Origin of the sequence: Lysobacter yananisis (assembly GCF_031199375.1) — a bacterium.
In the GTDB taxonomy this organism is placed as follows: Bacteria; Pseudomonadota; Gammaproteobacteria; order Xanthomonadales; family Xanthomonadaceae; genus Lysobacter; species Lysobacter yananisis.
The window spans coordinates 4,536,246-4,561,053 of record NZ_CP133568.1 but is presented as its reverse complement, the minus strand read 5'-3'; the positions used below and the strand labels follow the sequence as shown (position 1 = coordinate 4,561,053).

At 71.6% G+C, this 24,808-nt stretch carries 21 protein-coding genes and 1 pseudogene; 7 read left to right on the top strand and 15 right to left on the bottom strand.

Features of this window, described 5'->3' with window-relative positions; all coding sequences use genetic code 11:
- Window positions 1-266: 266 nt before the first annotated feature.
- From RDV84_RS19120 to RDV84_RS19100, 5 genes are all read right to left on the bottom strand, one after another.
- Entirely contained in the window at window positions 267-1,679 is a 1,413-nt protein-coding gene (locus RDV84_RS19120) for a replicative DNA helicase (protein ID WP_057947702.1), read from the bottom strand.
- 391 nt (window positions 1,680-2,070) lie between these two features.
- On the bottom strand, window positions 2,071-2,523 hold the full coding sequence (gene rplI, locus RDV84_RS19115; RefSeq protein WP_078998188.1) for a 50S ribosomal protein L9: 453 nt from the start codon (window positions 2,521-2,523) through the stop codon (window positions 2,071-2,073).
- A 167-nt stretch (window positions 2,524-2,690) separates the two neighbouring features.
- Window positions 2,691-2,921 carry a 30S ribosomal protein S18 gene (gene rpsR, locus RDV84_RS19110; protein WP_031372470.1) on the bottom strand — a complete coding sequence of 77 codons (231 nt, stop codon included), beginning with the start codon at window positions 2,919-2,921 and terminating at the stop codon, window positions 2,691-2,693.
- A 22-nt stretch (window positions 2,922-2,943) separates the two neighbouring features.
- Window positions 2,944-3,372: a 30S ribosomal protein S6 gene (gene rpsF / locus RDV84_RS19105; protein WP_057947704.1), complete on the bottom strand. Its 429-nt coding sequence runs from the start codon at window positions 3,370-3,372 to the stop codon at window positions 2,944-2,946.
- A gap of 261 nt (window positions 3,373-3,633) precedes the next feature.
- Complete coding sequence (locus tag RDV84_RS19100) at window positions 3,634-5,442, bottom strand: DUF885 domain-containing protein (protein ID WP_309151238.1); 1,809 nt, start codon at window positions 5,440-5,442, stop codon at window positions 3,634-3,636.
- Between the two features lie 337 nt (window positions 5,443-5,779).
- On the opposite strand from RDV84_RS19100, the gene RDV84_RS19095 reads away from it, so the two are divergent.
- Window positions 5,780-7,930, top strand: a complete 2,151-nt coding sequence (locus tag RDV84_RS19095; protein WP_309151237.1) for a DUF7024 domain-containing protein — start codon at window positions 5,780-5,782, stop codon at window positions 7,928-7,930.
- A 90-nt stretch (window positions 7,931-8,020) separates the two neighbouring features.
- On the opposite strand, the gene RDV84_RS19090 is transcribed toward RDV84_RS19095, so the two are convergent.
- Together RDV84_RS19090 and RDV84_RS19085 are read right to left on the bottom strand one after the other, a co-directional pair.
- The gene (locus RDV84_RS19090; RefSeq protein ID WP_057947706.1) at window positions 8,021-8,359 is read right to left on the bottom strand and encodes a HesB/IscA family protein; all 339 of its coding nucleotides are present in this window, start codon (window positions 8,357-8,359) and stop codon (window positions 8,021-8,023) included.
- A 140-nt stretch (window positions 8,360-8,499) separates the two neighbouring features.
- Window positions 8,500-9,666: a DUF2891 domain-containing protein gene (locus tag RDV84_RS19085; protein WP_309151236.1), complete on the bottom strand. Its 1,167-nt coding sequence runs from the start codon at window positions 9,664-9,666 to the stop codon at window positions 8,500-8,502.
- 121 nt (window positions 9,667-9,787) lie between these two features.
- On the opposite strand from RDV84_RS19085, the gene asnS reads away from it, so the two are divergent.
- The 6 genes and pseudogenes from asnS to RDV84_RS26890 all read left to right on the top strand — a co-directional run.
- Window positions 9,788-11,188: an asparagine--tRNA ligase gene (gene asnS / locus RDV84_RS19080; RefSeq protein ID WP_057947708.1), complete on the top strand. Its 1,401-nt coding sequence runs from the start codon at window positions 9,788-9,790 to the stop codon at window positions 11,186-11,188.
- A 179-nt stretch (window positions 11,189-11,367) separates the two neighbouring features.
- A complete protein-coding gene (locus RDV84_RS19075) occupies window positions 11,368-11,673 on the top strand; it encodes a hypothetical protein (RefSeq protein ID WP_123648247.1) in 306 nt (101 codons plus the stop codon).
- Window positions 11,673-11,984: a hypothetical protein gene (locus RDV84_RS19070; protein ID WP_057947710.1), complete on the top strand. Its 312-nt coding sequence runs from the start codon at window positions 11,673-11,675 to the stop codon at window positions 11,982-11,984. Before RDV84_RS19075 ends, RDV84_RS19070 begins: the two co-directional genes overlap by 1 nt.
- A gap of 8 nt (window positions 11,985-11,992) precedes the next feature.
- Entirely contained in the window at window positions 11,993-12,628 is a 636-nt protein-coding gene (locus tag RDV84_RS19065; RefSeq protein WP_250450340.1) for an FMN-binding negative transcriptional regulator, read from the top strand.
- Between the two features lie 37 nt (window positions 12,629-12,665).
- Complete coding sequence (locus tag RDV84_RS19060; RefSeq protein WP_309151235.1) at window positions 12,666-13,451, top strand: SDR family oxidoreductase; 786 nt, start codon at window positions 12,666-12,668, stop codon at window positions 13,449-13,451.
- A 138-nt stretch (window positions 13,452-13,589) separates the two neighbouring features.
- Window positions 13,590-13,685, top strand: a pseudogene (locus RDV84_RS26890) (DUF6053 domain-containing protein); the annotation flags it as partial.
- A gap of 91 nt (window positions 13,686-13,776) precedes the next feature.
- Here RDV84_RS26890 and RDV84_RS19055 read toward each other — a convergent pair.
- The 8 genes from RDV84_RS19055 to RDV84_RS19020 form a co-directional block, all read right to left on the bottom strand.
- Window positions 13,777-15,663: a carboxypeptidase regulatory-like domain-containing protein gene (locus tag RDV84_RS19055; protein WP_309151234.1), complete on the bottom strand. Its 1,887-nt coding sequence runs from the start codon at window positions 15,661-15,663 to the stop codon at window positions 13,777-13,779.
- On the bottom strand, window positions 15,660-17,834 hold the full coding sequence (locus tag RDV84_RS19050) for a hypothetical protein (protein ID WP_309151233.1): 2,175 nt from the start codon (window positions 17,832-17,834) through the stop codon (window positions 15,660-15,662). The genes RDV84_RS19055 and RDV84_RS19050 overlap by 4 nt, the downstream gene beginning before the upstream one ends.
- Window positions 17,831-18,994, bottom strand: a complete 1,164-nt coding sequence (locus tag RDV84_RS19045) for a BatA domain-containing protein (RefSeq protein WP_309151232.1) — start codon at window positions 18,992-18,994, stop codon at window positions 17,831-17,833. Before RDV84_RS19045 ends, RDV84_RS19050 begins: the two co-directional genes overlap by 4 nt.
- Window positions 18,991-19,884: a DUF58 domain-containing protein gene (locus tag RDV84_RS19040; protein ID WP_309151231.1), complete on the bottom strand. Its 894-nt coding sequence runs from the start codon at window positions 19,882-19,884 to the stop codon at window positions 18,991-18,993. The genes RDV84_RS19045 and RDV84_RS19040 overlap by 4 nt, the downstream gene beginning before the upstream one ends.
- A 46-nt stretch (window positions 19,885-19,930) precedes the next feature.
- Complete coding sequence (locus tag RDV84_RS19035) at window positions 19,931-20,932, bottom strand: AAA family ATPase (protein WP_309151230.1); 1,002 nt, start codon at window positions 20,930-20,932, stop codon at window positions 19,931-19,933.
- A gap of 52 nt (window positions 20,933-20,984) precedes the next feature.
- A complete protein-coding gene (locus RDV84_RS19030; RefSeq protein WP_309153756.1) occupies window positions 20,985-21,659 on the bottom strand; it encodes a DUF4159 domain-containing protein in 675 nt (224 codons plus the stop codon).
- A gap of 74 nt (window positions 21,660-21,733) precedes the next feature.
- Entirely contained in the window at window positions 21,734-23,359 is a 1,626-nt protein-coding gene (locus tag RDV84_RS19025; protein WP_309151229.1) for a TldD/PmbA family protein, read from the bottom strand.
- Window positions 23,360-23,458: 99 nt separating this feature from the next.
- Complete coding sequence (locus tag RDV84_RS19020; RefSeq protein ID WP_309151228.1) at window positions 23,459-24,793, bottom strand: TldD/PmbA family protein; 1,335 nt, start codon at window positions 24,791-24,793, stop codon at window positions 23,459-23,461.
- Between the last annotated feature and the right edge of the window lie 15 nt (window positions 24,794-24,808).

Sequence of the window (24,808 nt, the reverse complement as noted above, 5' to 3'; positions counted from 1 at the left end):
GCGAGGCATCGTCGTCCGATCGCGCGCAATGCGCCCGATGCGGCAAAAAATTAGCGGCTTGCGCGCGCGATCGCCCGTCGCGCCTGGCTTGCGCGCGAGCGAACGCGGACGCGCGTGCGCCGATGGCGCTGCGCTGCAACACGGATTTGCGGCGCGAAGCGCCGGATGACAATCGTCATGCGCGCGACGCCGCGCGGATGCACACGCGCGACGCCGCGGCGACGACGCCGGCATGGCGCGCGGGCCTGCGCCGGCTCGCGCGCGGATTACTCGAAGCTGCCGATCGAGTCGTGGGCGAGATTGTCGAAGCGGGTGTATTCGCCGAAGAACTTGAGCTTGAGCGAACCGGTCGGGCCGGAACGCTGCTTGCCGATGATGACCTCGGCCAGGCCCTTATCGGGCGAGGTCTCTTTGTTGTAGTAGTCGTCGCGGTAGATGAAGATGATGATGTCCGCGTCCTGCTCGATAGCGCCGGATTCGCGCAGGTCGGCCATCACCGGGCGCTTGTCGGCGCGCTGTTCCAGCGAGCGGTTGAGCTGCGACAGCGCGATCACCGGCAGGTTGAGTTCCTTGGCCAGGTGCTTGAGCGAGCGCGAGATCTCGGAGATCTCGGTCGCGCGGTTCTCCTGGTTGCCCGGCACCGACATCAGCTGCAGGTAGTCGATCACGATCAGGCCCAGGTCGTGCTCGCGCTTGAGCCGGCGCGACTTGGCGCGCAGCACGTCCGGCGACAGGCCCGGGGTGTCGTCGATGAAGATCTTGACCTCGCGCAACTGCCGGATCGCGCCGGTCACGCGCGCCCAGTCCTCGTCCTCGAGCTGGCCCGAGCGCAAGCGCTGGGCGTTGACCCGGCCGACCGAGGAGATCAGGCGCAGCGCCAGCTGGCTGGCCGACATTTCCATCGAGAACACCGCCACCGCCTTCTTGGTGCGGAAGGCGACGTGCTCGGCGATGTTGAGGGCGAAGGTGGTCTTGCCCATCGCCGGACGCGCGGCCAGGATCAGCAGGTCGGTGTTCTGCAGGCCCGCGGTCATCTCGTCGAATTCGGTGTAGCCGGTCGGCAGGCCGGTGACCGCGCCGCCGTTGGCGTAGCGCGTCTGCAGCACGTCGAAGGCTTCCGACAGCGCCTTGGTCACCGGGGTGAAGTCGGTGCGCCCGCGCGCGCCGGCCTCGGCGATGGCGAACACCTGCTGCTCGGCCTTGGACAGGATCTCGCTGCTGTCGCGGCCGTCGGGCTGGAAACCGTCGTTGACGATCTCGGTGCCGACCTCGATCAGCTTGCGCATCACCGCCTTGTCGCGAACGATTTCGGCGTAGGCGGCGATGTTGGCGGCCGAGGGCGTGGTGGTGGCCAGTTCGATCAGGTACGCGCCACCGGCGACCTGCTCGCTCAGGCCCTGCGAATCGAACCATTCGCCCAGGGTCACCGCGTCGAACGGGCGGCTGCGCTCGGCCAGCTCGCGGATCGCGCGGTAGATCAGCTGATGGTCGCGGCGGTAGAAGTCTTCCTCGACCAGTTGGTCGGCGACGCGGTCGTAGGCGTCGGGCGCCAGCATCAGGCCGCCGAGCACGGCCTGCTCGGCCTCGACCGACTGCGGCGGCACGCGCAGTTGGTCGATGCGCTGCTCGGCGCGGGTCTCGAAACGTTTTTCGCCACGGAATCCGGGACGTGAGCTCATCGGGGAGACGATCCTGGTCGGAGGGCCGCGCTGGCGGCCGGTCTGCGGCGGTGGCCGGGACGTCGCCCGGGGGCTCATCCTAGCGGCCGTCGCCGGCAGGGGGTTGCAGACAAGACGGTGGACAGGCTGTGGACAACGAGTGGGTCGTTTATGCGCCCGTCGCGTCTACGCGGCTAAGACTGGAAGAACATCGCCGAACGGCGGCGAAACCTCCCGGTTCGGCGAAGCCCTGCCGGACGCGGCCGAATGTGGCCGGATCGGCCCGGCGCGGGCCCGAACGTATCGCCGGCACGCACGATCCCGGCCTTGCGCTCAAACAAACGAAAGGCGCCTCGCGGCGCCTTTCGCTGGTTCGCGACCGCGCCCGTCGGGCGCGGACCGCGTTGTCGGATCAGGCGGCGTCGCCGATCACGATCACCTTGACGCTGGTCTCGACGTCGGCGTGCAGGTGGATCAGCACGTCGTACTCGCCGGTGCGGCGGATCGGGCCTTCGCCCATGATCACTTCCGACTTGCCGACTTCGAAGCCGGCCTTGGTCAGCGCCTCGGCGATGTCGCGCGGGGTCACCGAGCCGTACAGCTTGCCTTCGGTGGCGGCGTTGGCGGTGATGGTCACCTCGACGCCTTCCAGCTTGGCCTTGCGGCCTTCGGCGCCTTCCAGCAGCGAGCTGGCCTTGGCTTCGTACTCGGCGCGGCGGGTCTCGAACTCGGCCAGGTTGGCGGCGGTCGCCGGCACGGCCTTGCCCTGCGGGACCAGGTAGTTGCGGCCGTAGCCCGGCTTGACGTTGACCTTGTCGCCGAGGTTGCCGAGGTTGGTGACTTTCTGCAGCAGGATCAGTTGCATGGGATTGCTCCGTATTCGTTAGCGGGTCTATAGGCCCGCAGCAGGATTCGCTGTCCGAAGAAGCGAGAAGCGAGCGTGGAGGAGCGAGAAGCGAGCGGAAGCGAAGTTTTCTCTCTCCGCTCACTCCTCAAGGCGGCGCAGCCGCCACTCGCTCCCGACAACGCCGATCAGGCGTTGTGGTTGTCGGTGTAAGGGATCAGCGCGAGGAAACGGGCGCGCTTGACCGCCGTGGCCAGCTGGCGCTGGTACTTCGACTTGGTGCCGGTGACGCGGCTCGGCACGATCTTGCCGGTCTCGGTCAGGTACTGGCGCAGGGTGTTGAGATCCTTGTAATCGATCTCCTTGACGCCCTCGGCGGTGAACTTGCAGAACTTGCGGCGGCGAAAGAACTTGGACATGGGAATGCGTTCCTAGAAGGGATCAGGCGGCTTCGGTGGTGTCTTCGGCGCTGTCGGCGGAGCCGACGGCGCTGTCGCTGTCGTCGTCGCGACGACGGCGCTCACCGCGCTCGGGCTTGTCGCCCTTCTCATCCTTGAACTTCATGATCAGCGACTGCTCGGTATCGGCTTCGTCGCGCTTCATGACCAGGTGACGCAGGACCGCGTCGTTGAAACGGAAACCGTCGACCAGCTCGTTGAGCACGGTCTGGGTGACTTCGATGTTCAGCAGGACGTAGTGGGCCTTGACCAGGTTCTCGATCGGGTAGGCCAGCTGGCGGCGGCCCCAGTCTTCGAGACGGTGGATCTTGCCTTCGCCGGCTTCGATCAGCGACTTGTAGCGCTCGATCATGGCCGGGACCTGCTCGCTCTGGTCCGGGTGGACCAGGAACACGACTTCGTAATGACGCATTGCGGTGATTCCTTGTGGATGAAGGACCGCCGACGGCGGCCCCGTTCAGCCCCCCGAGGCCAGGAGCGGCCCGGTGGAGCAAGGGTCCCGGCCCGGCCAGCGGCCGTGCGGGAGCCGGAAAGTATGGCAGCGACAGGCAGTCAGCGCAATTTGCGCGTAGCGGACAGACCGGGACTGCGGCGCCGGGAGCACCGGCGGCCAGGATCGGCCGGCCGCACCCGGATCATGTCATTTCTCGAATTAATCTTGTAAGCCAATAATTCAATTCGACTTTTTATTCTTGGACATCGCGATCCAGGCGTCGATCCGTGCTTCCAGCACGCTCAGCGGCACCGAGCCCGTCGCCAGCACTTGGTCGTTGAAATCGCGCAGGTCGAAGCGCTCGCCCAGCGCCTGGCGCGAGCGCTCGCGCAGTTCGCTGATCTTGAGCTGGCCGATCTTGTACGCCAGCGCCTGCCCCGGGGTGCCGATGTAGCGGTCGATCTCGTTGACCACGTCCTGCTCGGTCTTGGGCGCGTTGTCCATGAAGAACGCGATCGCCCGTTCGCGGCTCCAGCCCTTGGCGTGCATGCCGGTGTCGACCACCAGCCGCACCGCGCGCCACATGTCGTAGGACAGCTGGCCCATGCGGTCGTAGGGGTCGTCGTACAGGCCCATGTCGTAGCCCAGGCGCTCGGCGTACAGGCCCCAGCCTTCGCCGTAGGCGACGAAATAGCCGGTGCGGCGGAACAGCGGCGCGTCGGGCAGCTCCAGGCCGCGGGCGAACTGGAAATGGTGGCCGGGCACGGCCTCGTGCAGCGACAGCGGGATCATCTCCCACTTCGGCCGCGACTCGGGCTTGTACAGGTTGACGTAGTAGAACCCGGCGCGGCTGCCGTCGACGGCGCCGGCCAGGTAGTAGGCGGTGGTGGTGTCGGGCGCGATGTTGTCGGGAATCGGGCGCACGCCGTAGGGCTGGCGCGGGATGATCTTGGAAATCTTCACCAGTTCCGGATCGATCCGCTTGGCCGTGGCCTGATAGGCCTCCAGCAATTCGGCCGGGGTCTTGTAGAAGAACTTGGGATCGGTGCGCAGATAGTGGAAGAACTCGGCCAGGCTGCCCTTGAAGCCGACCTCGGCGCGGATCTTCTCCATCTCGGCGCGGATGCGCGCGACTTCCTTGAGGCCGGTCTGGTGGATCTGCTCGGCGCTGAGGTCGGTGGTGGTGTAGTAGCCGGCGAGGAAGTCGTAGTAGGCCTTGCCCTCGGGCAGGTCGCCGGCGGCGATGCTGGCGCGGGTCTTGGGCAGGTAGTCGCGCTGGAAGAACTCGCCGAAGGCGCGGTAGGCCGGCACCACGGTCTGGGCGATGACCCGCTTGGCCTCGTCCTGCAACTGCGCGCGCTCGGCCGCCGCGACGCTGTCGGGGAAGCGCGCGAACGGCTTGTAGTACGGGCTGCGGGTCGGGTCGTCGACGACTTGTTTGGCGATCTGCGCCGGCACCCGCTGCATCAGCACCCGCGGCGGGGTCAGCCCGGCCTCGACGCCCGCGCGCATCAGCGTCTGGGTCTGTTCGATCATCGCCGGCACCGCGCGCAGCCGCGCCAGCCAGTCGCGGTAGTCCTTGGCGCTGTCGAAGGCCAGCCCTTCGACGATGCCGTCGGCGGTCTGCACCCCGCCCTGCTGGCTCAGCGGCATCAGGTACTCGCGGAACTTCTCGCGCTGCAGCGAGTGCTCCAGGTTCCAGACGAAGGTGTCGTAGCTCAGTTGGTCCTCGGCCGACAGCGCGGCGCGGTCGATCGCGCGCAGGCGCTTCAGGGCGAGCCGGTCGCCGTCGAAACGGGCGCGGATCGCCTGCAGGCTGTTGTCGGCCCAGCGGTCGTTGTAGCGCTTGTCGCCGTTGTAGCTGGCGCTCTCCGGGCTGTCGCGCAGGCCGCGTTCCCATTCCTGATCGAACAGGTCGTGCAAGGCCCGCGCCTGCGGCGAGCGCGCGGTGGCGGTGGCGGACGCGGGCGCGTCCGACGCGGCGGCGGGCGCCGGCGCGCAGGCGAGGCCGGCGGCGATGGCCGCGGCGAGCAGGACGGGACGGAACATGGCGGGACTCCCTGGACGGATGCGGGCGCGGATGCGTCGACGCGGATACGGCGAGCGCAGGAGTCTAGACCGCCGCGGCCCGGCCGGCCGCGTGACGGAAGTCGGGGTCGCTGGTGCCGGCCGCCACGCTGGCCGCGCGGGCCGGTTTAGCTATGATTCCGCGCTCGCCCTGCCCGCCGCCGCGCGTACCGCATGCGGCCGCCCGCCGCCGGCGCCCGTCCAGCCCGCGCGATGCCTGCGCGCACAGACGCGCGCTCGGCGGCGCAGGCACGGTTGCGATGCCCCTCGCATCCGCCGCGCCGGCACCCGCCCTCCATTTCGAGTCCGCCCCCTGCCCATGGTTTCCGCCTCCGCCCCGCCCCGCGCCCCTTCCCTGCACCGATGGCTGCTCGGCCTGGGCGGGCTCGCCCTGCTGGCGGCGATGTCGCTGCGCGACCAGAACCTGTTCGCCGCGGTGTTCGCGGACGAGTGGTACTACAGCGCCTACAGCCGCCTGGTGCCGCTGGCCGAGTCCAAGCTGCCCTCGTACCTGTACCTGTGGATCTTCGGCCTTACCCGCCAGTGCGGCAGCGAGTTCCTCGACTGCGCGCGCGCGCTCAACGCCGCGATGCTGGTCGCGGCGTTGCCGCTGATCTACCGGATCCTGCGCGCCTACGCCCCGCCGCTGCTGGCCGCGTTGCTGGCGCTGGCCTGCGTGGCCGCGCCGGTGAACAGCTACGCGGCGTATTTCATGCCCGAGTCGATGTACTTCCTGCTGTTCTGGGTATGGGCGACCGCGGCGCTGCGGCCGTACGCGCCGAATCCGCTGCGCTACGGCCTGCTCGCCGGCGCGATCCTGGGGCTGATGTGCCTGGTCAAGATGCACGCCGCGTTCGTGGCGGTGGGCTTCGGCGCGTTCATCGTCGTCGACGCGCTGTGGCCGGGCCGGCGCGACCGCATTCCGGCGGCGATGGTGGTGGCCGCGGCCAGCGCCGGCGCGTTCCTGGCGATGCGCTTCGGCCTGGGCTACCTGCTCGCCGGCCCCGCGAGCCTGGACTTCATGGGCGAGTTCTACAGCGGCCAGGCGCGCGGCAACGTCGGCGTGCAGTCGGCGGCGATCCTGGCCAAGAACCTGTCGATTTCCTCGGTCGGGCACGGCCTGGCGCTGGCGCTGCTGTTCGCGCCGCTGCTGGTGCCGGCGCTGCCGATGCTGCTGCGTCCGCGCGGCGACGAGGCCGCCGAGCGGGCGCGCAGCGCGGTGCTGTTCGCGCTGGTCCTGCTCGCGACCTTGGTCGCGATCACGGTCTATTTCACCGCCAGCATGGGCGCCAACGAAGCGATCGGGCGCCTGCACCTGCGCTACTACAACTTCTGCCTGCCGTTGCTGCTGCTCGCGCCGCTGGCGTGGCGCGGGGCGGAGCCGGGCGCGGTCTGGCAGCGGCGGGCGCTGTGGGCCTCGGCGCTGGGACTGGCCGCGCTCGCGCTGTTCGCCGGCGCCTACGCCCTGCGGTTGTACCTGCCGGCGCCGGCCGACTCGCCGGAACTGGTGTGGGTCATCAACCGCACCTGGCTGAGCGCGCCGGTCGGCCTGCTCGGCGCCGCCGCGTGCCTGGGCTGGCTGGCGATCCGCGAACTGCCGCGCGCGCGTCTGGCGGCGTTGGGCTATTTCGTCCTGGTGGCCGCGCTGGGTACCGGCGCGGTGACCGTTTCGGTGCGCAACGCCCGCTTCGAATCGGCCTATGTCCGCGCCGGCCAGTGGCTCAACCGGCAAGGGCCGCAGCGCATCGCCGACAGCCAGCTGTTGGTCAGCGACGGCTCCGGCCGGTTCAAGACCCAGTTCTATGCCGATTCGATGGACCTGGCGATCCGCCCGGTCGCGCCCGGCGGCGACGCGCAAGCGGTGCTGGACTGGAACCGCGGCACCGCCGTCGCGCTCGACGGCCTGGCCCTGCCCGCCGGCAGCTACCTGGACAAGGAAACCCACCCGGGCTTCGACGTCTACCGGCTGGCGAGCGCGACCACGCTGGAACTGAGCCAGGCGCAGCCGGCGGGCGTGCGCGCGTTGCGCGGGCTGAGCGCGCCGGAAGCGTTCGGGCGCTGGAGCGACGGTCCCGTCGCGGCGATCGAGCTGGATCGCGAGCTGTCCGGCAACGTGCGCGTGGTCGTCGACGCGGCCGCGTTCGGCCCCAACGTCGGCCAGCCGGTGACCGTGGCGCTGGGCGCGTCGCGGCAGCCGTTGGCGCTGGGCGCCAGCGCGGCCCGCCATACCCTGGAGTTCCGCGACGTGGCCCCGACCCGCGAGCTGAGCCTGAGCATCCCGCACCCGACCTCGCCGCAGTCGCTGGGCCAGGGCGAAGACACGCGCCTGCTCGGCGTGGCGCTGTCGCGGATCAGTCTGCGCGAAACCGGCGGCGCGCCCGGGCCCGCACGGGCCTTGCCGGCGCCCGCGCCGACGGAGTGCGTCGATTGCGCCGCGCCGGCCCAGGCAGTGCCGCGGCCGCAGCGCTGACCGCGGGGCAAGGGCCAGAAAATGAAAGCTCCCGCGCGCAGGCGGGAGCCGCAATGCTCGGGAAAGCGGCGCGGACCGCGCCGCCGGACCTCAGGCCGCGTCGGCCGAGGTGGTGAAGCTCTCGCCGCAGCCGCACTCGGCGGTGGCGTTGGGGTTCTGGAACACGAACATCTCGCCCAGGCCCTGCTTGAGGAAATCGATGCGGGTGCCCTCGACCAGCGGCAGGCTGACGGCGTCGACGAAGATGCGCACGCCGTCCTGCTCGAACACGGTGTCGCCTTCGCGCTGCTCGCGGGCCAGATCGGCCACGTGCTGCCAGCCGGAACAGCCGGTGCGGGTCACGCCGAAGCGCAGGCCCAGCGCGGCCGGGGTCTCGGTCAGGAAATGCTGAACGCGGGCAAGGGCGGCGGGGGCGAGGGTTACGGCCATGGCGGTCTCGAAACGGAATGCGGTCGGAAGGGGGACGACGGCGTCGGCGCCATGGTACCAGCGGGCCGCAACGCCTCCGCTACCGGATATGGCGGCTCGGCCGGCGCATTCAAGCCGCCGCCGGCGCGGCGCCGCCCGGTTCAGCGCCCGCCCGCGGCCGCTGCGGCCGGCGCGGCGCCCTCGCCCGCTGCGCCCGGCGGCGCCAGCAGGTAGGTGGCGAAGCTGCCGAGCCAGTGCGCGCCGGCGTAATGCCCGCCGGACACCGCCGCCAGGCCGAGTTCGCGATGCCGCGCCGCGGCCGCGCGCAGGACCGGCACGCGCCGGTCGCGCGGCGGCAGGCCGGCGGCGATGCCTTCGAGCATCCAGGCGCGGCTGAGGTTGAGCCCGTCCAGGTGGGCGAGCTTGCCGTCGGCCTTGTCCAGGACCACGCCCGGCGCCAGCCAGTCGGCGCGCGCGCGGCGCGGGATCGCCGGCAGGAACCGGTCCAGCCAGGCGCCGAACTCGGCCGGCGCCAGCACCCGCCGCATCAGGTCGGCCTCGGCCAGGCACGGCGACAGGAAGTCCTGGCCGGAGGGCTCGTAGGCCAGCGGGCAGTCGCGGTCGCCGAGGTAGTAGTCGCGCGAGCGCACCAGCAGCGCCTGGCGCAGCGCCCGATCGCCGCTGACCTGGGTCCAGTCCAGGGCCAGGCCGAACGCGAACGCGGTCTGGCTGTGCTCGCCGACGCGGATCGGCCGGGTCAGCTTGGGCAGCCAGCGCTGCAGCCGCGCCGCCGCTTCGCGCTCCAGCGGCTCCAGCGCCTGCGCCCAGCGCCGCGCCTGCGGGTCGTCCCAGCCGCGCAGTTGCGCGCCCAGTTGCAGCAGCCAGGCCAGGCCGTAGGGGCGTTCGAAGGATTCGTCGTCGTTGCGGCGCAGGTAGGCCAGTTCGCCGGCGATGTTGGCCGCGGTCAGGTGCCGGTCCAGCGCCTGGCGCGCGCGCGGCGCGAACGGCTCGCCGGGAAAGCGCTGCGCCAGCCGCGCCAGCAGCCAGTGGCCGTGCACCGCCGAATGCCAGTCGTAGCAGCCGTAGAAGGCCGGATACAGCTGCGACGGCGCGCGCGCGTCGGCGGCGCCGTCGAGGCGGTGGGCGATCTTGTTCGGGTACTCGCGATCCACGCAGTCCAGCGCCAGGGCGGCGAAGTTCGCGGCCTGGACCGCGTCCAGCTGCGGCGCCGGCGGCGCGGGCGTGGCCACGGCCTGCCCCGCGGCCAGCAGCGCCGCCAGCCCCCAACCCGCGCCCGCGCGGCGTCGCCCGTTGCGGCCCTTGCCCATGCCCCGTCCCCTTTGCCGTGATCGTCGCCGCAGTCTAAGGGCCGCGCCCGCGGCGCGCTGCGCCGGGATCATCCGTTATCATCGCCCTCCCTCACATTGCAACGCGCTAAGGCGGCACGACATGACGGTGGTAAGCGTCGAACAGGCACTCGCAGGCAAGATCCCGGCGGGCGGCGAGGTCACGGTACGCGGCTGGGTGCGCACCCGGCGCGATTCCAAGGCCGGGCTGAGCTTCGTCAATGTCAGCGACGGCTCCTGCTTCGCGCCGATCCAGGTCGTGGCGACCAACGAGCTGGGCAACTACGACAGCGAGATCAAGCACCTGAGCAGCGGCTGCTCGGTGATCGCCACCGGCACCCTGGTGGCCTCGCAGGGCCAGGGCCAGAGCTTCGAGATCCAGGCCTCGTCGGTGGAAGTGGTCGGCTGGGTCGAGGACCCGCTGACCTACCCGATGCAGCCCAAGCAGCACTCGCTGGAATACCTGCGCGAGTTCGCCCACCTGCGCCCGCGCACCAACCTGTTCGGCGCGGTGACCCGCATCCGCCACTGCCTGTCGCAGGCGGTGCACCGCTACTTCCACGAGAACGGCTACTACTGGATCAGCACGCCGATCGTCACCACCTCCGACGCCGAGGGCGCCGGACAGATGTTCCGCGTGTCGACCCTGGACCTGGCCAACCTGCCGCGCGGCAAGGACGGCGCGGTCGACTTCTCACGCGACTTCTTCGGCAAGGAAACCTTCCTGACCGTGTCCGGCCAGCTCAACGTCGAGGCCTACTGCCTGGCGCTGAGCAAGGTCTACACCTTCGGCCCGACCTTCCGCGCCGAGAACAGCAACACCACGCGCCACCTGGCCGAGTTCTGGATGATCGAGCCGGAGATCGCCTTCGCCGACCTGATGGAGAACGCCCAGGTCGCCGAGGACTTCCTCAAGTACCTGTTCCGCGCGGTGCTGGACGAACGCGCCGACGACATGGCCTTCATCGCCGAACGCGTGCAGCCCGACGCGATCAAGCGGCTGGAGGCGTTCGTCAACTCGCCGTTCGAGCGCATCGACTACACCGACGCGATCGCGCTGCTGCAGAAGTCGGGCAAGAAGTTCGAGTTCCCGGTCGAATGGGGCCTGGACCTGCAGACCGAGCACGAGCGCTGGCTGACCGAGGAGCACGTCGGCCGCCCGGTGGTGGTGCTGAACTACCCCGAGCACTTCAAGGCCTTCTACATGCGCCTGAACGACGACGGCAAGACCGTCGCGGCGATGGACGTGCTGGCCCCGGGGATCGGCGAGATCATCGGCGGCAGCCAGCGCGAGGAACGCCTGGACGTGCTCGACGCGCGCATGGCCCAGTTCGGCCTGGACCCGGCCCACTACGGCTGGTACCGCGACTTCCGCCGCTACGGCACGGTGCCGCACGCCGGTTTCGGCCTGGGCTTCGAGCGGTTGGTGGTGTACGTGTGCGGGCTGGCCAACATCCGCGACGCCATCGCCTATCCGCGCGCGCCGGGCAGCGCGGAGTTCTGAGCGAGCCGGAGCGGCCGCGGCCGCTCTACACCGTCGTTCCCGCGCAGGCGGGAGCCCAGGGCTTCGTCCAGGCATGGCGCTGAAGTCTCTGGCCCCCCGCCTTCGCGGGGATGACGACTTCCAACGTGCGCGGCGAGCGGCCGGCAACGCGCTCCCCGCGCCTCAACGAGAGGCAGCGGATGATCCTGTTCCTGGCCCTGACCTTCGTCGGCATCGCGATCTCCGCGCTGTGCGCGTTCGCGATCTTCTGGCCGCTGGCGCTGGTGCACCTGCGCGACCGCCATCCGGCCCTGCGCGGCGAGCTCGGCGAAGCCGCCTTCGTCGCCCCCGCGGCGTGGAACTGGCTGCTGCGCCAGCGCTACCGCGGCGCCGGCGACCGCAACCTCGACGGACTGGCGACCCCGGCGCGGGTGTCGCTGCTGATCACCTTCGCCGCACTGGCCTGCGCTGGCCTGCTGTGGCTGCTTTCCCTGCTGGTGCCGTGATGACTCAAGCATTCGAACACGAACAATGGTGGCTGGCCACGCTCGGCCGCACCGCGATCTGGGCGCGCCTGCGCGTGCTCGAGGCCGGCACCGCCGAGGTCCTCGACAGCGACGGCAACACCCTGCCCTACGACAGCGAGGACACCGCGCGCGCGGCGCTGATGGACGCCGAGTTCGTCCAGTACGACGGCCTCGACGAGGACGACGCGGCCGCGCGCGGCTTCGCCCTGGGCGAACTGGCGCCGCCGCAGGCCGGCAGCGACGCCGCGCTGGCCGCGCTGATGACCCAGCAACTGCCGCCGCGTCACTGAGCCGGGCCATGTACCTGCCGCGCGCGTTCGACGAAACCGACCTGGGCGCGCTCGACCGCCTCGCCGCGGCCGACGCCTTCGCCACCCTGGTGACCGTGCGCGACGACGCGCCGCAGGTCAGCCACCTGCCGGTGCTGTACGCGCGCGAGGGCGAGCGGATCGAACTGCGCGGCCACTGGGCGCGGCCGAACCCGCAGGCGCGCCACGCCGGCGCGGCGCTGGCGATCCTGCACGGACCGCATGCCTACATCTCGCCCGGCTGGTATCCGGACAAGGAAACCGCCGCGCGCGTGCCGACCTGGAACTACGCGGTCGCGCATCTGCACGGCCAGTTGCACACCTTCGACGACGAGGCCGCGCTGGCGGCGCTGGTCGACGACCTCAGCGTGCGGCACGAAGCGCAGGTCGGCGGCGATTGGCGTTTCGAAAGCGAACGCGACGAGCTGCGCCGGCAACTGCGCGGCATCGTCGGTTTCCGTTTCGCGGTCGAGCGGATCGAACTGAAATTCAAGCTCAGCCAGAACCATCCGCTGGCCAATCGCGAGAACGTCGCCGCGCAGCTGCAGGCGCAGGACCGCGAGGACAGCCGCGCGGTCGCCGCGCTGATGCGCGAGCGCATGGCCGCGCGCGGGCGGGAAGACTGAGCGCCACCGTTATCGCAGCGATTTCGCAGGAGCATCGATGGATCTGGATCTCACCGGCAAGCACGCCCTGGTTTGCGGCGCCTCCGAGGGCATCGGCCGCGCCGCCGCGCGGGAACTGGCCCTGCTGGGCTGCGACGTGACCGTGCTGGCGCGGCGGGCCGAGGCGTTGGCCGCGGTCGCCGCCGAACTGCCGCGGCGCGGCGCGCAGGCGCACGGCTGGATCGCCGCCGACGTGTCCGAACACGCCGCGCTGTCGGCGCAGGTGCAGGCGCTGGCCGCGGGCAAGCCGGTGCAGATCCTGGTCAACAACACCGGCGGCCCGCCGGGCGGCCCGGCCCACGCGGCCGAGGACGCCGCCTACCTCGACGCGTTCAACCGCCACCTGCTCGCCAACCACGCGCTGCTGCGCGCGGCGCTGCCGGGCATGCGCGCGGCGCAGTGGGGGCGCGTGGTCAACGTGATCTCGACCTCGGTCAAGGAGCCCATCGTCGGCCTGGGCGTGTCCAACACCATCCGCGGCGCGGTGGCGAGCTGGGCCAAGACCCTCTCGCGCGAACTCGGCGCGGACGGCATCACCGTCAACAACGTGCTGCCGGGCTACACCCGCACCGCGCGCATCGACCAGATCGTCGCCGAGCGCGCGCGCAACAGCGGCCAGGCACCGGAAGCGGTGCTCGAAGCGATGCGCAAGACCGTACCGGCCAACCGCTTCGCCGAACCGGCCGAGATCGGCGCGGCCATCGCCTTCCTGTGTTCGCCGGCGGCCGGCTACATCAACGGCGTGAGCCTGGCGGTGGATGGCGGGCGGATGCAGTCGATCTGATTCCACGGCGGTCGTGGGGCTGCGCTGCCGAGGTGGTTCGCTGCGAGCGTTCATCGCGGCGGATCGGAGAGCGTCGGGCCTGAAGGCCCTCCCACGAGAGCAGAGGCCCTCCGACGGGAGCATCGGCTTGAGGCTTGTGTGGGAGGGGCTTCAGCCCCGACGCTGTTCGCTCAGGTCGCCTCGGGCTTTCATCGCGACGGATCGGAAAGCGTCGGGCCTGAAGGCCCTCCCACAGGAGCGAAGGCTCTCCCACAGGAGCGTCGGCTTGAGGCTTGTGTGGGAGGGGCTTCAGCCCCGACGCTGTTCGCTCAGCTGGCCTCGGGCTTTACGGCGGATCGGAAGGCGCTGAACTCGAAGCCCGCCCCAGCCGCGAGCGTTCGAACCACCACAGCGCGGCGCACAGCGCCAGCCATGCCGCGAACCACGGCCACGGCGAGCCGCGCTCGCCATCCGTTGGCGCGGCAACGGCGCCGCCGCCGGCGGCAGGCTGCGAGCGCAACGCCAGCGCCAGCGTCGCCTCGCGCAATTCGCTCGCGCGCAGTCCCGGCGCGTCGTCGAGCGCGCGCACGTAAAAATCCTGCGACCGCGAGCCTTGCGTAAGCGCATGCCAGCCGGCCTGCGTCGGCCAGAAACCGGCGCAGGCCTGCGGCCCCGCGGCCGGATCCGGCAACAACGCGATGCGCGAGCCGTCCGGCGCGGCCACCTGCGCCTGCGCGCCGACGCCGCACAGTCGCACCCGCTCGCCGACGCGCAGGCTGCCGTCGATGCGCGCGCGCGCGTCGCCGCGCGGCCGCGCCAGCGCCGACAACGCCCGGCTCCACAACTGCGCATGCGCGTCCTCGCGCCCGGCCAGGACCAGGCGGAAGCTGTCGCCCAGCCCCCACAGCGCGATCCGTCCCTGCCCCGCCGCGCGCCACGCGGCGAAGGCGCGGCCGTCCGCGTCGCGACCCAGCGGCTGCAACGCCGGCGCATCCAGCGCCAAACTGCGCCGGGTCAGCACCGGCAAGGCCGCCGGCGCCTGTTCGCGCGAGTGCGGCGCGTCGGCGCTGCCCGGGCCCAGGCGCGCGCGCAAGCCGGCTTCGTCGTAGCGCTCCGCCGGCCACCGCAGCGGCGCGCTGTCGCCGCCCGCGCCGGGTTCCAGACCGAAGCCGCGCAGTTGCACGCGCAGGCCCGGCGACAGCGGGCCGGTGACGCGCAACAGCACGCCCAGGCCGTCGCGCAGCGCGATCGCCAGCGCGCCGCGCTGGGCCGGCGCGAGCGCGTCCCAGGCGCGCTCGTCGAGGATCAGCGCATCGAAGCCGGCCAGGGTCGCCGCATCGATGCGCAACGGCGCGTCGCCGAGTTGCAGGCCGGCGCCGACCGCGAGCTGGGTATGCAGCTTGATGCCGGCGTCGCTGGCCCAGCGCCGCAGGTACTTGAGTTCCGGCCCGGGCGCGCCGGCCAGCAGCAACACGCGCGTCGGCGGCTCGGCCTCGACCGACAACGGCAACGTCACGCGCTCGACCGGGCGCTGACGCGCATCGAGCGCGCGCAGGACGAATCCGGCGCGGCCTGCGACGCGCGCCACCGCATCCACGGCGAAACCGCCGTCGGCATCGGGTACGACGCGGTCGATGCGCTGGCCGGCCGGATCGAGCAGTTCCACCGCGCCGCCGTCCAGGCCGTGCGCGCGGCCGTACACGGCGAAGGCCTCGCCCTCGCCGATCCGCGCCGGCGTCCACACCCCGACGATGCCGCGCGGCAACGGCGGCGCGGCGAAGTCCAGCGCGTGCCCGCGCACCGCATCGCGGTCGCGCGCGACCAGACCGGCGCCGACCACGCGCACGCGCCGGCTGTGCGGATAGCGGCGCAAGGCGCTGGCCAGATCCGGCACACGCTCGCCGACCTGGCTGCGCGGCGCTTCCGGCAGGCGCACGCGCGCATCGCCGGCCGCGGCGTCCAGGGCCGCGTCGCCGGCGCCGGCGGTGGCGACGACCAGGCTGCCGGCCTGCCCCGGCAGGCGCGGCGGCAACGACGCGGCGTACAGCAATCCGGCCAGCAGCGGCTGCGCCAGCACCAGCGCCGCGACGCGCCAGCCGCGCGAGCGCGCCGCCGGTTCGGCGCGATGCTGCCGCCACAGCGTACGCACCATCGCCAGCGCCGCGGCGAGCGCGAGCAGCAGCGCGACCGCCGCCTCCACGGACAGGAGATCGCCTGCGAACGGCGCGTTCATCGCGCCTCCTGCGGCAAGCCATCGAGATAGCGGCGGTCGCGCGCATCGCCCGCGGCGCGCGCGTGCACCGTCGCCGCCGGCCGCTGCAGCAACGGCCACAGCAGGCCGCGCAGGCGGGCGCGGCATTCGCCGCAGTCGGGCCGGTCGTGCAGCGCCGACAGCGCGGCCGCGAAGGCCAGCGGATCGGGCACCCGCTCGTTGTTGGCGCCGAGCCAGCGTTCCAACGCGGCGTAGTCGACCGGCTGCGACGCCGGCGCGTCCAGTTCGCGCCACAGCCGCGCCGGCAGCGGGTCGGCCGCGGTCGCCGCGGTCAGCGCGTCCTCGCGCCGCGCCAGTCCCGCGCGATCGCCGCTCAGGCGCCGGCTCTCGTCGATCGGCGGCAGTTCCGGCCCGACCCGGGCCAGGTAGATGCGGCTGGCCTGCTGCACCTGCTTGATGAAACCCAGCGCCTTGTACGCGAACGGCAACGCGCGCTGCGGCTGGCCCTGGCGCAGGTGCAGTTCGGACTGCCACATCTGGTCCAGCGCCGCTTTCAGCAATTTGCGGGTCTGCGGATCGAGCAAGGTCGCGGCCTCGGCGTGGTCGTGGGTGTGGCCGAACTCCTCCAGCACCGCGCCTTCCTCGCCGAATGCGGGCTTGGCCGCGGCGGCGCCGTGGTCGTGATCGTCGTGCGCCGCGGCCGGCGCGGACGGCTCATGGCCGGCGTGGCCGTCGCCATCGCGGCCATGATCGTGATCGTCCTCGCTGTCGCTGGTCGGCAGCTTGGGCTCGCCCTCGGCCTCCTCGCCGAGGAACTGGCCGTAGCGCAGGCGCAGCAGGCGCTGGTCGACGCCGATCGCGTCGGACTTCTTCACGAACGTCTCGCCGTCGAACTTGCGCTTCTGCGCGATCAGCGCTTCGGCGTCGATGATGATCTGGCGCTGGCTGCGGAAGTACGCCGGCAGCACGGTCTTGACCATGCCTTCGATGCCGGTCGCCTCGCTGCCCGCGTCGGCCGGCCAGCGCAGGATCAGGCTCGGGCTCAGCGCGGTCTGCGCCTGCGGCGCGCGGTTGTCGCTGACGCTGAGTTGCACGATCAGGTCGTCGCCGACCGCGTAGCCGAGCGCGGCGAGGTCGAGGCGATGGACGAAGCGTTTGGCGCGGGCGCCGCCGCTGCCGCGCAGGTCCACGCTGCGTTCGCGGAAGCTGATCTGCTCGCCGCTGCCCTGGACCAGGGTGATGCGCAGGCGCGCGGTCGCCGCGACGCCGTAGTCGTCGCTCGCTTCGAACGCCAGCGGCCAGGCCTTCTGGCCCGGCGCCAGCAGGGTCAGGCCGCGCTCGGGCTGGAGCACGCGCAACTGCGGTGGGCGGTCGGGAACGACGTCGAGCCGATACAAACGCCGGGCCTGCGCCGGCGGCGCGCCGCTGGCGTCGATCCGGTACAGCGTCGACTTGGCCAGCGTGCGCTGCGCGCTCCAGTCCTCGCCTTCGCGCCGCAGCGGCAGGCGTTCGCCGTCGTGGAAGACCAGCGCCGCCTGCGCCGGCTGCGGCTGGAAGCGCAGGCGCCAGCGCAGCCGCGCGCCTTCGGCCGCGCGGCCTTCCAGCGCGGGCTCGTCGCGCGCCTGCAGGCCGGTGTAGGCCGGCGGTTCGATGCGCAGGGCCTGCGCGAGCAGACGCGGCTGGCCGGGCGCGGCGGCGACCGGCGGCGCGGGCGAGAAGGCCGGTCCGGGCGCCTGCGGGCGCGGCTGCGGCCACCACGCGGCGGCCGCGGCCAGCGCCAGCGCGAGCGACGCGCCGACCGCCAGCGACCGCCAGTTCCATGGCAGACGCAGGTCCGAGGCCGGCGCGGTCTCGATGCGCCGTTGCAGGCGCGCGCGTTGCAGGCGCTGCAAGCCAGAGAGCGCTGCGTCGTCGGCGAACAACAGATCGGCGCTGTCGTCCATGTCGGCGCGCAACGCGTCGAGCCGGCGCCGCAGCCACTGGCGGTCCAGCGCCCTCGCGCCGCGCCAGGCGCGCCAGCCCACCGCCGCGGCGCCGAGCGCGGCCGCGGCCGAGGCCGCGCCGGCGCCGTAGCCGCGCGCGACCCACGCCGCCAGCGGCAACAGCCACACGCCGCAGACGCAGGCCAGGTACGCCGCGCGGCTGCGCCGCGCTCGCGCGTGCCACTGCGCGATGCGTTGCGCCGCGCTCATGGCGCCGCCGCGCGCCGCGCGCGCGTCGCCAGCAGGCGTTCGAGCAGGAACAGCGCCGCGACCAGCAACGCCAGCCACGGCCGCAGATCCAGCGGCGGCGGCGCGAACATTGGGCCGTCGGCGCTGGGCGCGTAATCGCGCGCTGCGACCCGCATCGGCGCCGGCGGCGCGTCCGCGAACAGTCCGCGCAAGTCCGCGGCGAAGCCCGGCTGCAACAGCGCTGGCCACGCGCGCGGCTCGACCGCGGCGGTCAAGCGCAGCGCCTGGCCGCGTCCGACCCGCGCGCCCAGCGCCCGCGCCCGGCCTTGTTCGTCGCGCCACAACGCGGCGTCGAAGTCGGCTTCAGGCCAAACCGCTTTCTCGTCGAGCAATACTCGCCCGCCCTGCGCGACCCAGTCGCGCACGCTCGCCGGAACCGGGCCGGGAACCAACCAGATCAACGAACTCGCGGCCGGATCGAAGGCTTGCGCGACCGGCGCGGAATCGATCTTCGCGCTGTGCGAGTCCCAGGCCGCGACGGCCGCGCGCAGATACGCCGCCGCTTGCGCGCGCTCGGGCGCGTAGCGGATCGGCGGCGGCGCCAGCGCGGTTTCGCGCGCCGCTGGCGTCGCCGGCGCCGCAGCGGCGGCGTCGACGATGCGCCACTGCAGCGGCCGCGACAGCCGCAGGCGCGCGCCGTCGGCGCCGTCGAACTGTGCCGGCACCGCCACGGTCAGGGCTACGCCCGGCGGCAAAGTCGCGTCGAGTTCGCGCAGCAGGCTGGCAGCGTTCGCCGCCAACGCCGGCGCCGGTTCGCCCACATCGGGAAATCCCGGCGCCAGCCAACGCCGCTGCAACCGCGCGTTCCCAAGGCCCTCGCCCGCCCGAGCAGGATCGAGCCCGGGCATCACCGCCAGCCAAGCTTCGCGCGGCTGCGCGCCGTACAGCACCGGCCGCGCCAGCAGCAGCGCCAGCACCGTCAGCAACAGCAGCCGCAGCAACAGCAACGGCCATTCGTCGAAGCGGATGCGGCTGCGCGGACGCGGCCGTTCGCGCAGCCAGCGCAACGCGGCGAACACGGTCGGGCGCTGCTCGCTGCGCCGGGCCAGGTGGATCAACAGCGGCAGCGCCAGCGCCGCCAGCGCGGCCAGAGCCAGCGGCAGCAGCAGCGCCGCGCTCATGCGCCCGCCGCCGCGTCGCGCGCGCCGAACAAGCGCCGCAGCGGCAGGTCGATCGGTTCGTCGAGCGTATGCTCGGCATGGCGGACGCCGGCCGCGTCCAGGCGCGCATCGACCGCGCGCCGCGCCGCGCCGAAGCGCTGGATGAACTCGCGCCGCAACGCGGCGCCGTCGCCGAGCAGTTCCTCGCCGGTCTCCGGATCGCGGAAGCGATGGCCGCCGCGGAACGGAAAATCGCGCTCCTCGACAGTCAGGATGCGCACGCTGAGCACTTCGCGCCGCGCCGCGGCCAGCCGTTCGGCCACCGCCAGCGCCGCCTCGTCGAGGCCGTCGCCGAGCATCAGCACCAGGTCGCCCGCGCCGATGCGCTCCCACAGCGGCCGCAGCGACGCCGGCGCCGGCCACGCGCCGTGCGCGCGCAGGCCGTGCAGTTCCAGCAGCAAACGGTCGCGCTGGCGCGCGCCGGTCGCCGGCGGCAACAGGCGCAGACCGTCTTCGCGCAACACCATCAGGCCGAAGCGGTCGTTCTGGCGCAGCGCCAGTTCGGCCACGCAGGCGGCGATGGCCTTGGCCGCGTCCAGGCGCGGGTAATCGGGACGCGCGCCGTCGCGCTGGTCCATCGACGCGCTCGCGTCCAGCAACAGCCAGACCGCCAGCGGACTTTCGCGTTCGGCTTCGCGCACGAAGAAACGGTCCGAGCGCGCATAGAGTTTCCAGTCGACCTGGCGCAGTTCGTCGCCGGGTTCGTAGGCGCGGTACTGGGCGAACTCCAGCCCGGCGCCGCGGCTGCGGCTGCGATGCGCGCCGATACCGTGCGCGCCGACGGCGCGGCGCGAGACCAGGCTAAGGCTGCGCAGGCGCGCGCGCACGTCGGCGGGAATCAGATCGCGCACGATCCGCCCTCGCCGGTCCTCGCGCCACGCGGGCCGGGCATCGCGCTCACCCCGGCAACGGCACGCCGCGCAGCAGCGCCGCGATCACATCGTCCGCGCTCTTGCCCTCGGCCTCGGCCGCGAACGACAGCAACAGGCGGTGGCGCATCACCGGCGCGGCCAGCGCGATGACGTCCTCGCGGGTGGCGGCGAAGCGCCCGTGCAGCAGCGCGCGCGCCTTGGCCGCGAGCACCAGCGACTGGCCGGCGCGCGGGCCGGCGCCCCACTTCACCCACTGCCGCACCTCGATCAGCGCATCGGCCGCGGGCCGGCTGGCGCGCACCAGGCGGGTGATCCAGCGCAGCACGTCCTCGCCCAGATGCACCTCGCGCACCCGCGCCTGCAGCGCCAGCACCGCCTGCGCGTCCATCACCTTGGGCACCTGCGCGCCGCCGCTGCCGGTGGTCTGCTGCAGGATGTCGTGTTCTTCCTGCTCGCTCGGATAACCGACCCGGATATGCAGCAGGAACCGGTCGAGCTGGGCCTCGGGCAGCGGATAGGTGCCGGCCTGCTCGAGCGGGTTCTGGGTGGCCAGCACGAAGAACGGCGCCGGCAGCGAATGGGTGGTGCCGGCATAGCTCACCGTGCGCTCCTGCATCGCCTCCAGCAACGCCGCCTGGGTCTTGGGCGGAGTGCGGTTGAGTTCGTCGGCGAGCAGCAGGCTGGTGAAGATCGGGCCCGGCTGGAAGCGGAAGTGGCGGTGGCCGGTGCCGTGGTCCTCCTCCAGCAACTCGGTGCCCAGGATGTCGCTGGGCATCAGGTCCGGGGTGAACTGGATCCGCCGGAACTGCAGTTCCAGCGCCTGCCCGAGCGAGCGCACCAGCAGGGTCTTGCCGAGTCCCGGCACGCCTTCGAGCAGGCAATGCCCGCCGGCGAGCAGGCCGATCAGCAACTGCTCCACCACCTCGTCCTGGCCGACGATGGCCTGGGCGATGGCCGCGCGCAGTTCGCCCAGCCGCGCCAGTTGCGCCTGCAGCGCGTCGTCGCCGTTGTTGTCGTTGCCGCTCATCGCCGCTCCCGAAACCGCTTGTTGTCGCGAATGCGAAACCGCCGCGCGCCGATCACGAGTTCAACGCGTACATCACGATATTGACCCCGAACTTGGTGTTGTCCTCGGCCAGGAACCGCTTGTTGCGCCAGTCGTAATCCCACTCGCAGCCGTAGTCCTTGTTGCTGTACAAAATGCCGAGCCGCCCGTCGATCTCGATGCCCTTTAGGTAATCGTGGACCAGATCGTCGCCCCAGCCGTTGAGCTCGAACCCGGTCGCCGGCGGCCCGTCGAAGACGAAGAAGCTGCGGTAGACCGGGTGCTTGTTCGGCAGTTTCTTCAGCGCCTTGGCGCCGAAGATCTTCGCCATCTGCGCCTCGAACGACTTGGCGAACAGCCCGTCGATGTCGTGATTGCAGTCGTCGACGAAGACGAAGCCGCCGTTGCGCACGTAGCGCTCGAAGTTGCGCCGCTCGTCGGGGTTGAACTCGACCAGCTTGTGCCCGGCCAGGTAGCAGAACGGCGCGGCCAGCACTTTCGGGTCGGCCAGCGCGAGCACGTGCTCCTTCGGGTCCACCCGCAGGTGGGTGTAGTCGATCAGCGAGGTGATCAGGTTGGCCGGCATGCGCTGGTCCACGTCCCAGTCGCCGGAGTCGTACTTGAGCCGGGTGAACCAGAAATCGTAATCGGCCGCCGCGCGCGCCAGCGGCACCCGCGCCGCCACGGCGCCGGCCGCGGCGGCGAGCATCAGCCGCAGGAACTGCGCCCGGTTCACCGCGCCGCGCCCGCGCGCATGTCCGCCGGCGTCGCCGCGCGCATCGGCTACAGCGCCCGCGCCGTGTTGATGACGTTGACCCCGTCGAAGCGCGCGGTGGCCGCGCCGTGCGAGACCGCCGAGACCTGGCTCGGCTGGCCCTTGCCGTCGAAGAACGAGCCGCCGAGGCGGAAGTCGCGTTCGTCGCAGATCGCCGAGCACGAGGCCCAGAACTCTGGCGTGCGGATCTGGTAGGCCGCGTCGCCGACCATCCCGGCCACCTCGCCGTTCTTGATCTCGAAGAACAGCTGGCCGCCGAACTGGGCGTTGTAGCGCTGCTGGTCGATCGAGTACGAGCCGCGGCCGTGGATGTACAGCCCGCGTTCCACGCCCTTGATCATCTCGGCGACGCTGAGCTTGTCCTTGCCGGGCCGCAGCGACACGTTGGGCATGCGCTGGAACTGCACGCTCGACCACGAATCGGCGTAGCTGCAGCCGTGCGATTCCTTGTGGCCGAGGATGTGGGCCTCGTCGCGGGTGGCCTGGTAGTCCACCAGCACGCCGTCGCGGACCAGGTCCCACTCGCGCGTCTTGACCCCTTCGTCGTCGAAACCGACCGCGCTGAGGCTGCCCGCGCGGGTCTTGTCGGCGACGAAGTTGACCCGCTCGCTGCCGTACTTGTAGCCGGCTTCGCGCTTGTCGAGGGTGGCGAAGCTGGTGCCGGCGTAGTTGGCTTCAAAGCCGAGCACGCGGTCGAGTTCGAGCGGGTGGCCGACGTTCTCGTGGATGGTCAGGAACAGGTTGGACGGATCGATCACCAGGTCGTACTTGCCCGGCTTCACCGACGGTGCCTTGAGCTTGGCGCGGGCGTGGCGCGCGGCAGCAGCGGCGTCTTCCATCACGTCGTAGCTGCGGCCGTAGCCGGTCAGCCCGCCCGGCAGGGCGAACTTGCCGGCCGGATCGGCGTCGAGATACTCGTAGCCCATGCCCATCGGCGCCGACAGCCCGTCGCGGGTGCGGAACTTGCCGCTGGCCTTGTCGACCGCGGTCGCGGTCAGCGGCAGCCAGATCCGGTGCACGTCCTGGTCGATGTAGCTGCCGTCGGTGGACGCGAAATATTTCTGTTCGTTGATCGCGAACAGGTTGGACTGGACGAAGTCGGCGCCGTTCTTGAGCGCGGCGGCGTTGACCGCCATCAGCAGCGCGACCTTGTCCTGGATCGGCACCGCCAGCGCGTTCTTGCGCACCGGCGTGGCCCAGCGCACCTCGCCCACGCCTTGCACCGACGCGAGTTCGACCTTGCGCGTCTGCACGCGCGCGTTGGCCTTGGCGATGGCCAGCGCCTGCTGCGTGGCCGCGGCGACCGCGTCGACCGTGGTCTGCGACGTCGCGGCGAAACCCCAGGCGCCGTCGCGCAGCACCCGTACGCCGACGCCGACCGATTCGGCGTTGACGATGTTGCGCACCTGCGCCTCGCGGGTCAGCACCGACTGGCGCAGGTAGCGGCCCACGCGCACGTCGCAGTAGTGCGCGCCGCCTTCGCGCGCGGCGGCCAGGGCGGTGTCGGCCAGGCGCTTGCGCAGCGCCGGATCGGCCGGTTCCAGCAGGGCTTCGGCGGCGACGCTGCGGCCGAAGGGAAGCATCAGACCGGCCAGGCCGAGACCGGCGGAACCGAGGAAGTCGCGTCGTTGCACGGTGAGGCCTCTTGCGGTGGTGCGGCGGTGCGGGGTGCGGGGGTGCGTTCCCGCGGCGGCGCGGCGCGCCCGTCGCCGGGCGCGCCGCGCGCGTTGCGGTCAGACCGCGTCGGACAGCGAGGTGAAGGTGAAATCGCGCAGCTTCATCGGCGGGATCATCATCACCGAGTCGGATTCGTCGCCGGCCACGCGCACCGGCCGGCCGAGCTCCTCGATGTTGTTGAGCATGATCACCGGCGATTCGTTGAAGCGGAAGTTCTTGATCGGGTGCTTGATCTGCCCGTTCTCGATGTAGAAGGTGCCGTCGCGGGTCAGCCCGGTCAGCAGCACGGTCTGCGGATCGACCATGCGGATGTACCAGGTGCGGGTGACCAGGATGCCCTTCTGGGTGCCCTTGACCAGCTCGGCGGTGGTCTTGTCGCCGCCGGACATCAGCAGGTTGCCGGGCGTGCCGACCGCGCGCTTGCCCTGCTTCTGCGCCCAGTAGCGCGAATAATTCAGCGCCACCACTTTGCCGTTCTCGACGATCGGCATCTTCTCGCGCGGCAGGCCTTCGCCGTCCCACGGCATCACCGGCGCGCGCGGGTCCCAGGGATCGGCGAGGAAGTTGACCCGCGGGTCGTAGACCTGTTCGCCGAGCTTGTTGCCGCCGCCCTTCTTGGACAGGAAGCTGCGGCCTTCGTCGGCCTGGCGCGCGTCGAAGAAGTTCATCATGAACGAGATCAGCCCGGCGGCCGCGTGCGGCTCCAGGATCACCGTGTACTTGCCCGGCTCCAGCGCCTTGGCCTCGGCCGATTCGGTGGCCTTGCGCATGGCGATGCGGATGTCGGCGTCGGCCTTGAACGCGTCGGCGTCGGTCAGGTCGCGGCCGACCCAGCCCGAACCGCGGCCGTCGTCGGTGCGCACGGTGCAGGTGTAGTTGAAGTTGGTCGCGGTCTGGTAGCCGAAGTTGCCCTTGCTGTTGGCGAAGGCGACGAAGCTCTGGCCGTCCTCGAGGAAGCCGGCGGCGGTGAGCTTGGCCTCGCGGCACGGCGCGATCGAATCGGCGGCGACCTTGGCGCGGAAGCCCGGGTCGATCGCCGCGGTCGAGGCCGAGAACGTCGGGCTGGGCTTGTAGGTCTGCTTGTCGATGATCGGCATGAACTCCGGGTTTTCCGGAGCGAGCTTGGCCAGGTCCTCGGCGCGGCGGACCACGCGTTCGAGCGCGGCGTCGTCGAACTCGTTGATCGTGGCCACGCCCACGCGCTTGCCGAAGGACACCTGCACGGCCAGGTCGACGTCGCTGACCACGCCGCTGGTGGAGATGTTGTTGAGGGCGAAACGGATGTTGCCGTCGATCGAACCGGTCAGCCGCGCGCTGGTCTCGTCGGCCTTGGACAATGCAATGACCTTGTCCAGGATCGCCTTGGACTGGGCTTCGGTGAAGATGCTCATAAGTGTTCTCCTGCC

Coding starts and splice junctions, on each gene's coding strand:
- RDV84_RS19095 (WP_309151237.1), top strand. CDS start 5,780: ATGGTTTCCGCCTCCGCCCCGCCCCGCGCCCCTTCCCTGCACCGATGG.
- RDV84_RS19060 (WP_309151235.1), top strand. CDS start 12,666: ATGGATCTGGATCTCACCGGCAAGCACGCCCTGGTTTGCGGCGCCTCC.
- RDV84_RS19045 (WP_309151232.1), bottom strand. CDS start 18,994: ATGAGCGCGGCGCTGCTGCTGCCGCTGGCTCTGGCCGCGCTGGCGGCG.
- RDV84_RS19085 (WP_309151236.1), bottom strand. CDS start 9,666: ATGGGCAAGGGCCGCAACGGGCGACGCCGCGCGGGCGCGGGTTGGGGG.
- RDV84_RS19090 (WP_057947706.1), bottom strand. CDS start 8,359: ATGGCCGTAACCCTCGCCCCCGCCGCCCTTGCCCGCGTTCAGCATTTC.
- RDV84_RS19035 (WP_309151230.1), bottom strand. CDS start 20,932: ATGAGCGGCAACGACAACAACGGCGACGACGCGCTGCAGGCGCAACTG.
- RDV84_RS19030 (WP_309153756.1), bottom strand. CDS start 21,659: ATGCTCGCCGCCGCGGCCGGCGCCGTGGCGGCGCGGGTGCCGCTGGCG.
- RDV84_RS19100 (WP_309151238.1), bottom strand. CDS start 5,442: ATGTTCCGTCCCGTCCTGCTCGCCGCGGCCATCGCCGCCGGCCTCGCC.
- rpsF (WP_057947704.1), bottom strand. CDS start 3,372: ATGCGTCATTACGAAGTCGTGTTCCTGGTCCACCCGGACCAGAGCGAG.
- RDV84_RS19075 (WP_123648247.1), top strand. CDS start 11,368: ATGATCCTGTTCCTGGCCCTGACCTTCGTCGGCATCGCGATCTCCGCG.
- rpsR (WP_031372470.1), bottom strand. CDS start 2,921: ATGTCCAAGTTCTTTCGCCGCCGCAAGTTCTGCAAGTTCACCGCCGAG.
- RDV84_RS19020 (WP_309151228.1), bottom strand. CDS start 24,793: ATGAGCATCTTCACCGAAGCCCAGTCCAAGGCGATCCTGGACAAGGTC.
- RDV84_RS19120 (WP_057947702.1), bottom strand. CDS start 1,679: ATGAGCTCACGTCCCGGATTCCGTGGCGAAAAACGTTTCGAGACCCGC.
- RDV84_RS19050 (WP_309151233.1), bottom strand. CDS start 17,834: ATGAGCGCGGCGCAACGCATCGCGCAGTGGCACGCGCGAGCGCGGCGC.
- RDV84_RS19055 (WP_309151234.1), bottom strand. CDS start 15,663: ATGAACGCGCCGTTCGCAGGCGATCTCCTGTCCGTGGAGGCGGCGGTC.
- rplI (WP_078998188.1), bottom strand. CDS start 2,523: ATGCAACTGATCCTGCTGCAGAAAGTCACCAACCTCGGCAACCTCGGC.
- RDV84_RS19070 (WP_057947710.1), top strand. CDS start 11,673: ATGACTCAAGCATTCGAACACGAACAATGGTGGCTGGCCACGCTCGGC.
- RDV84_RS19065 (WP_250450340.1), top strand. CDS start 11,993: ATGTACCTGCCGCGCGCGTTCGACGAAACCGACCTGGGCGCGCTCGAC.
- asnS (WP_057947708.1), top strand. CDS start 9,788: ATGACGGTGGTAAGCGTCGAACAGGCACTCGCAGGCAAGATCCCGGCG.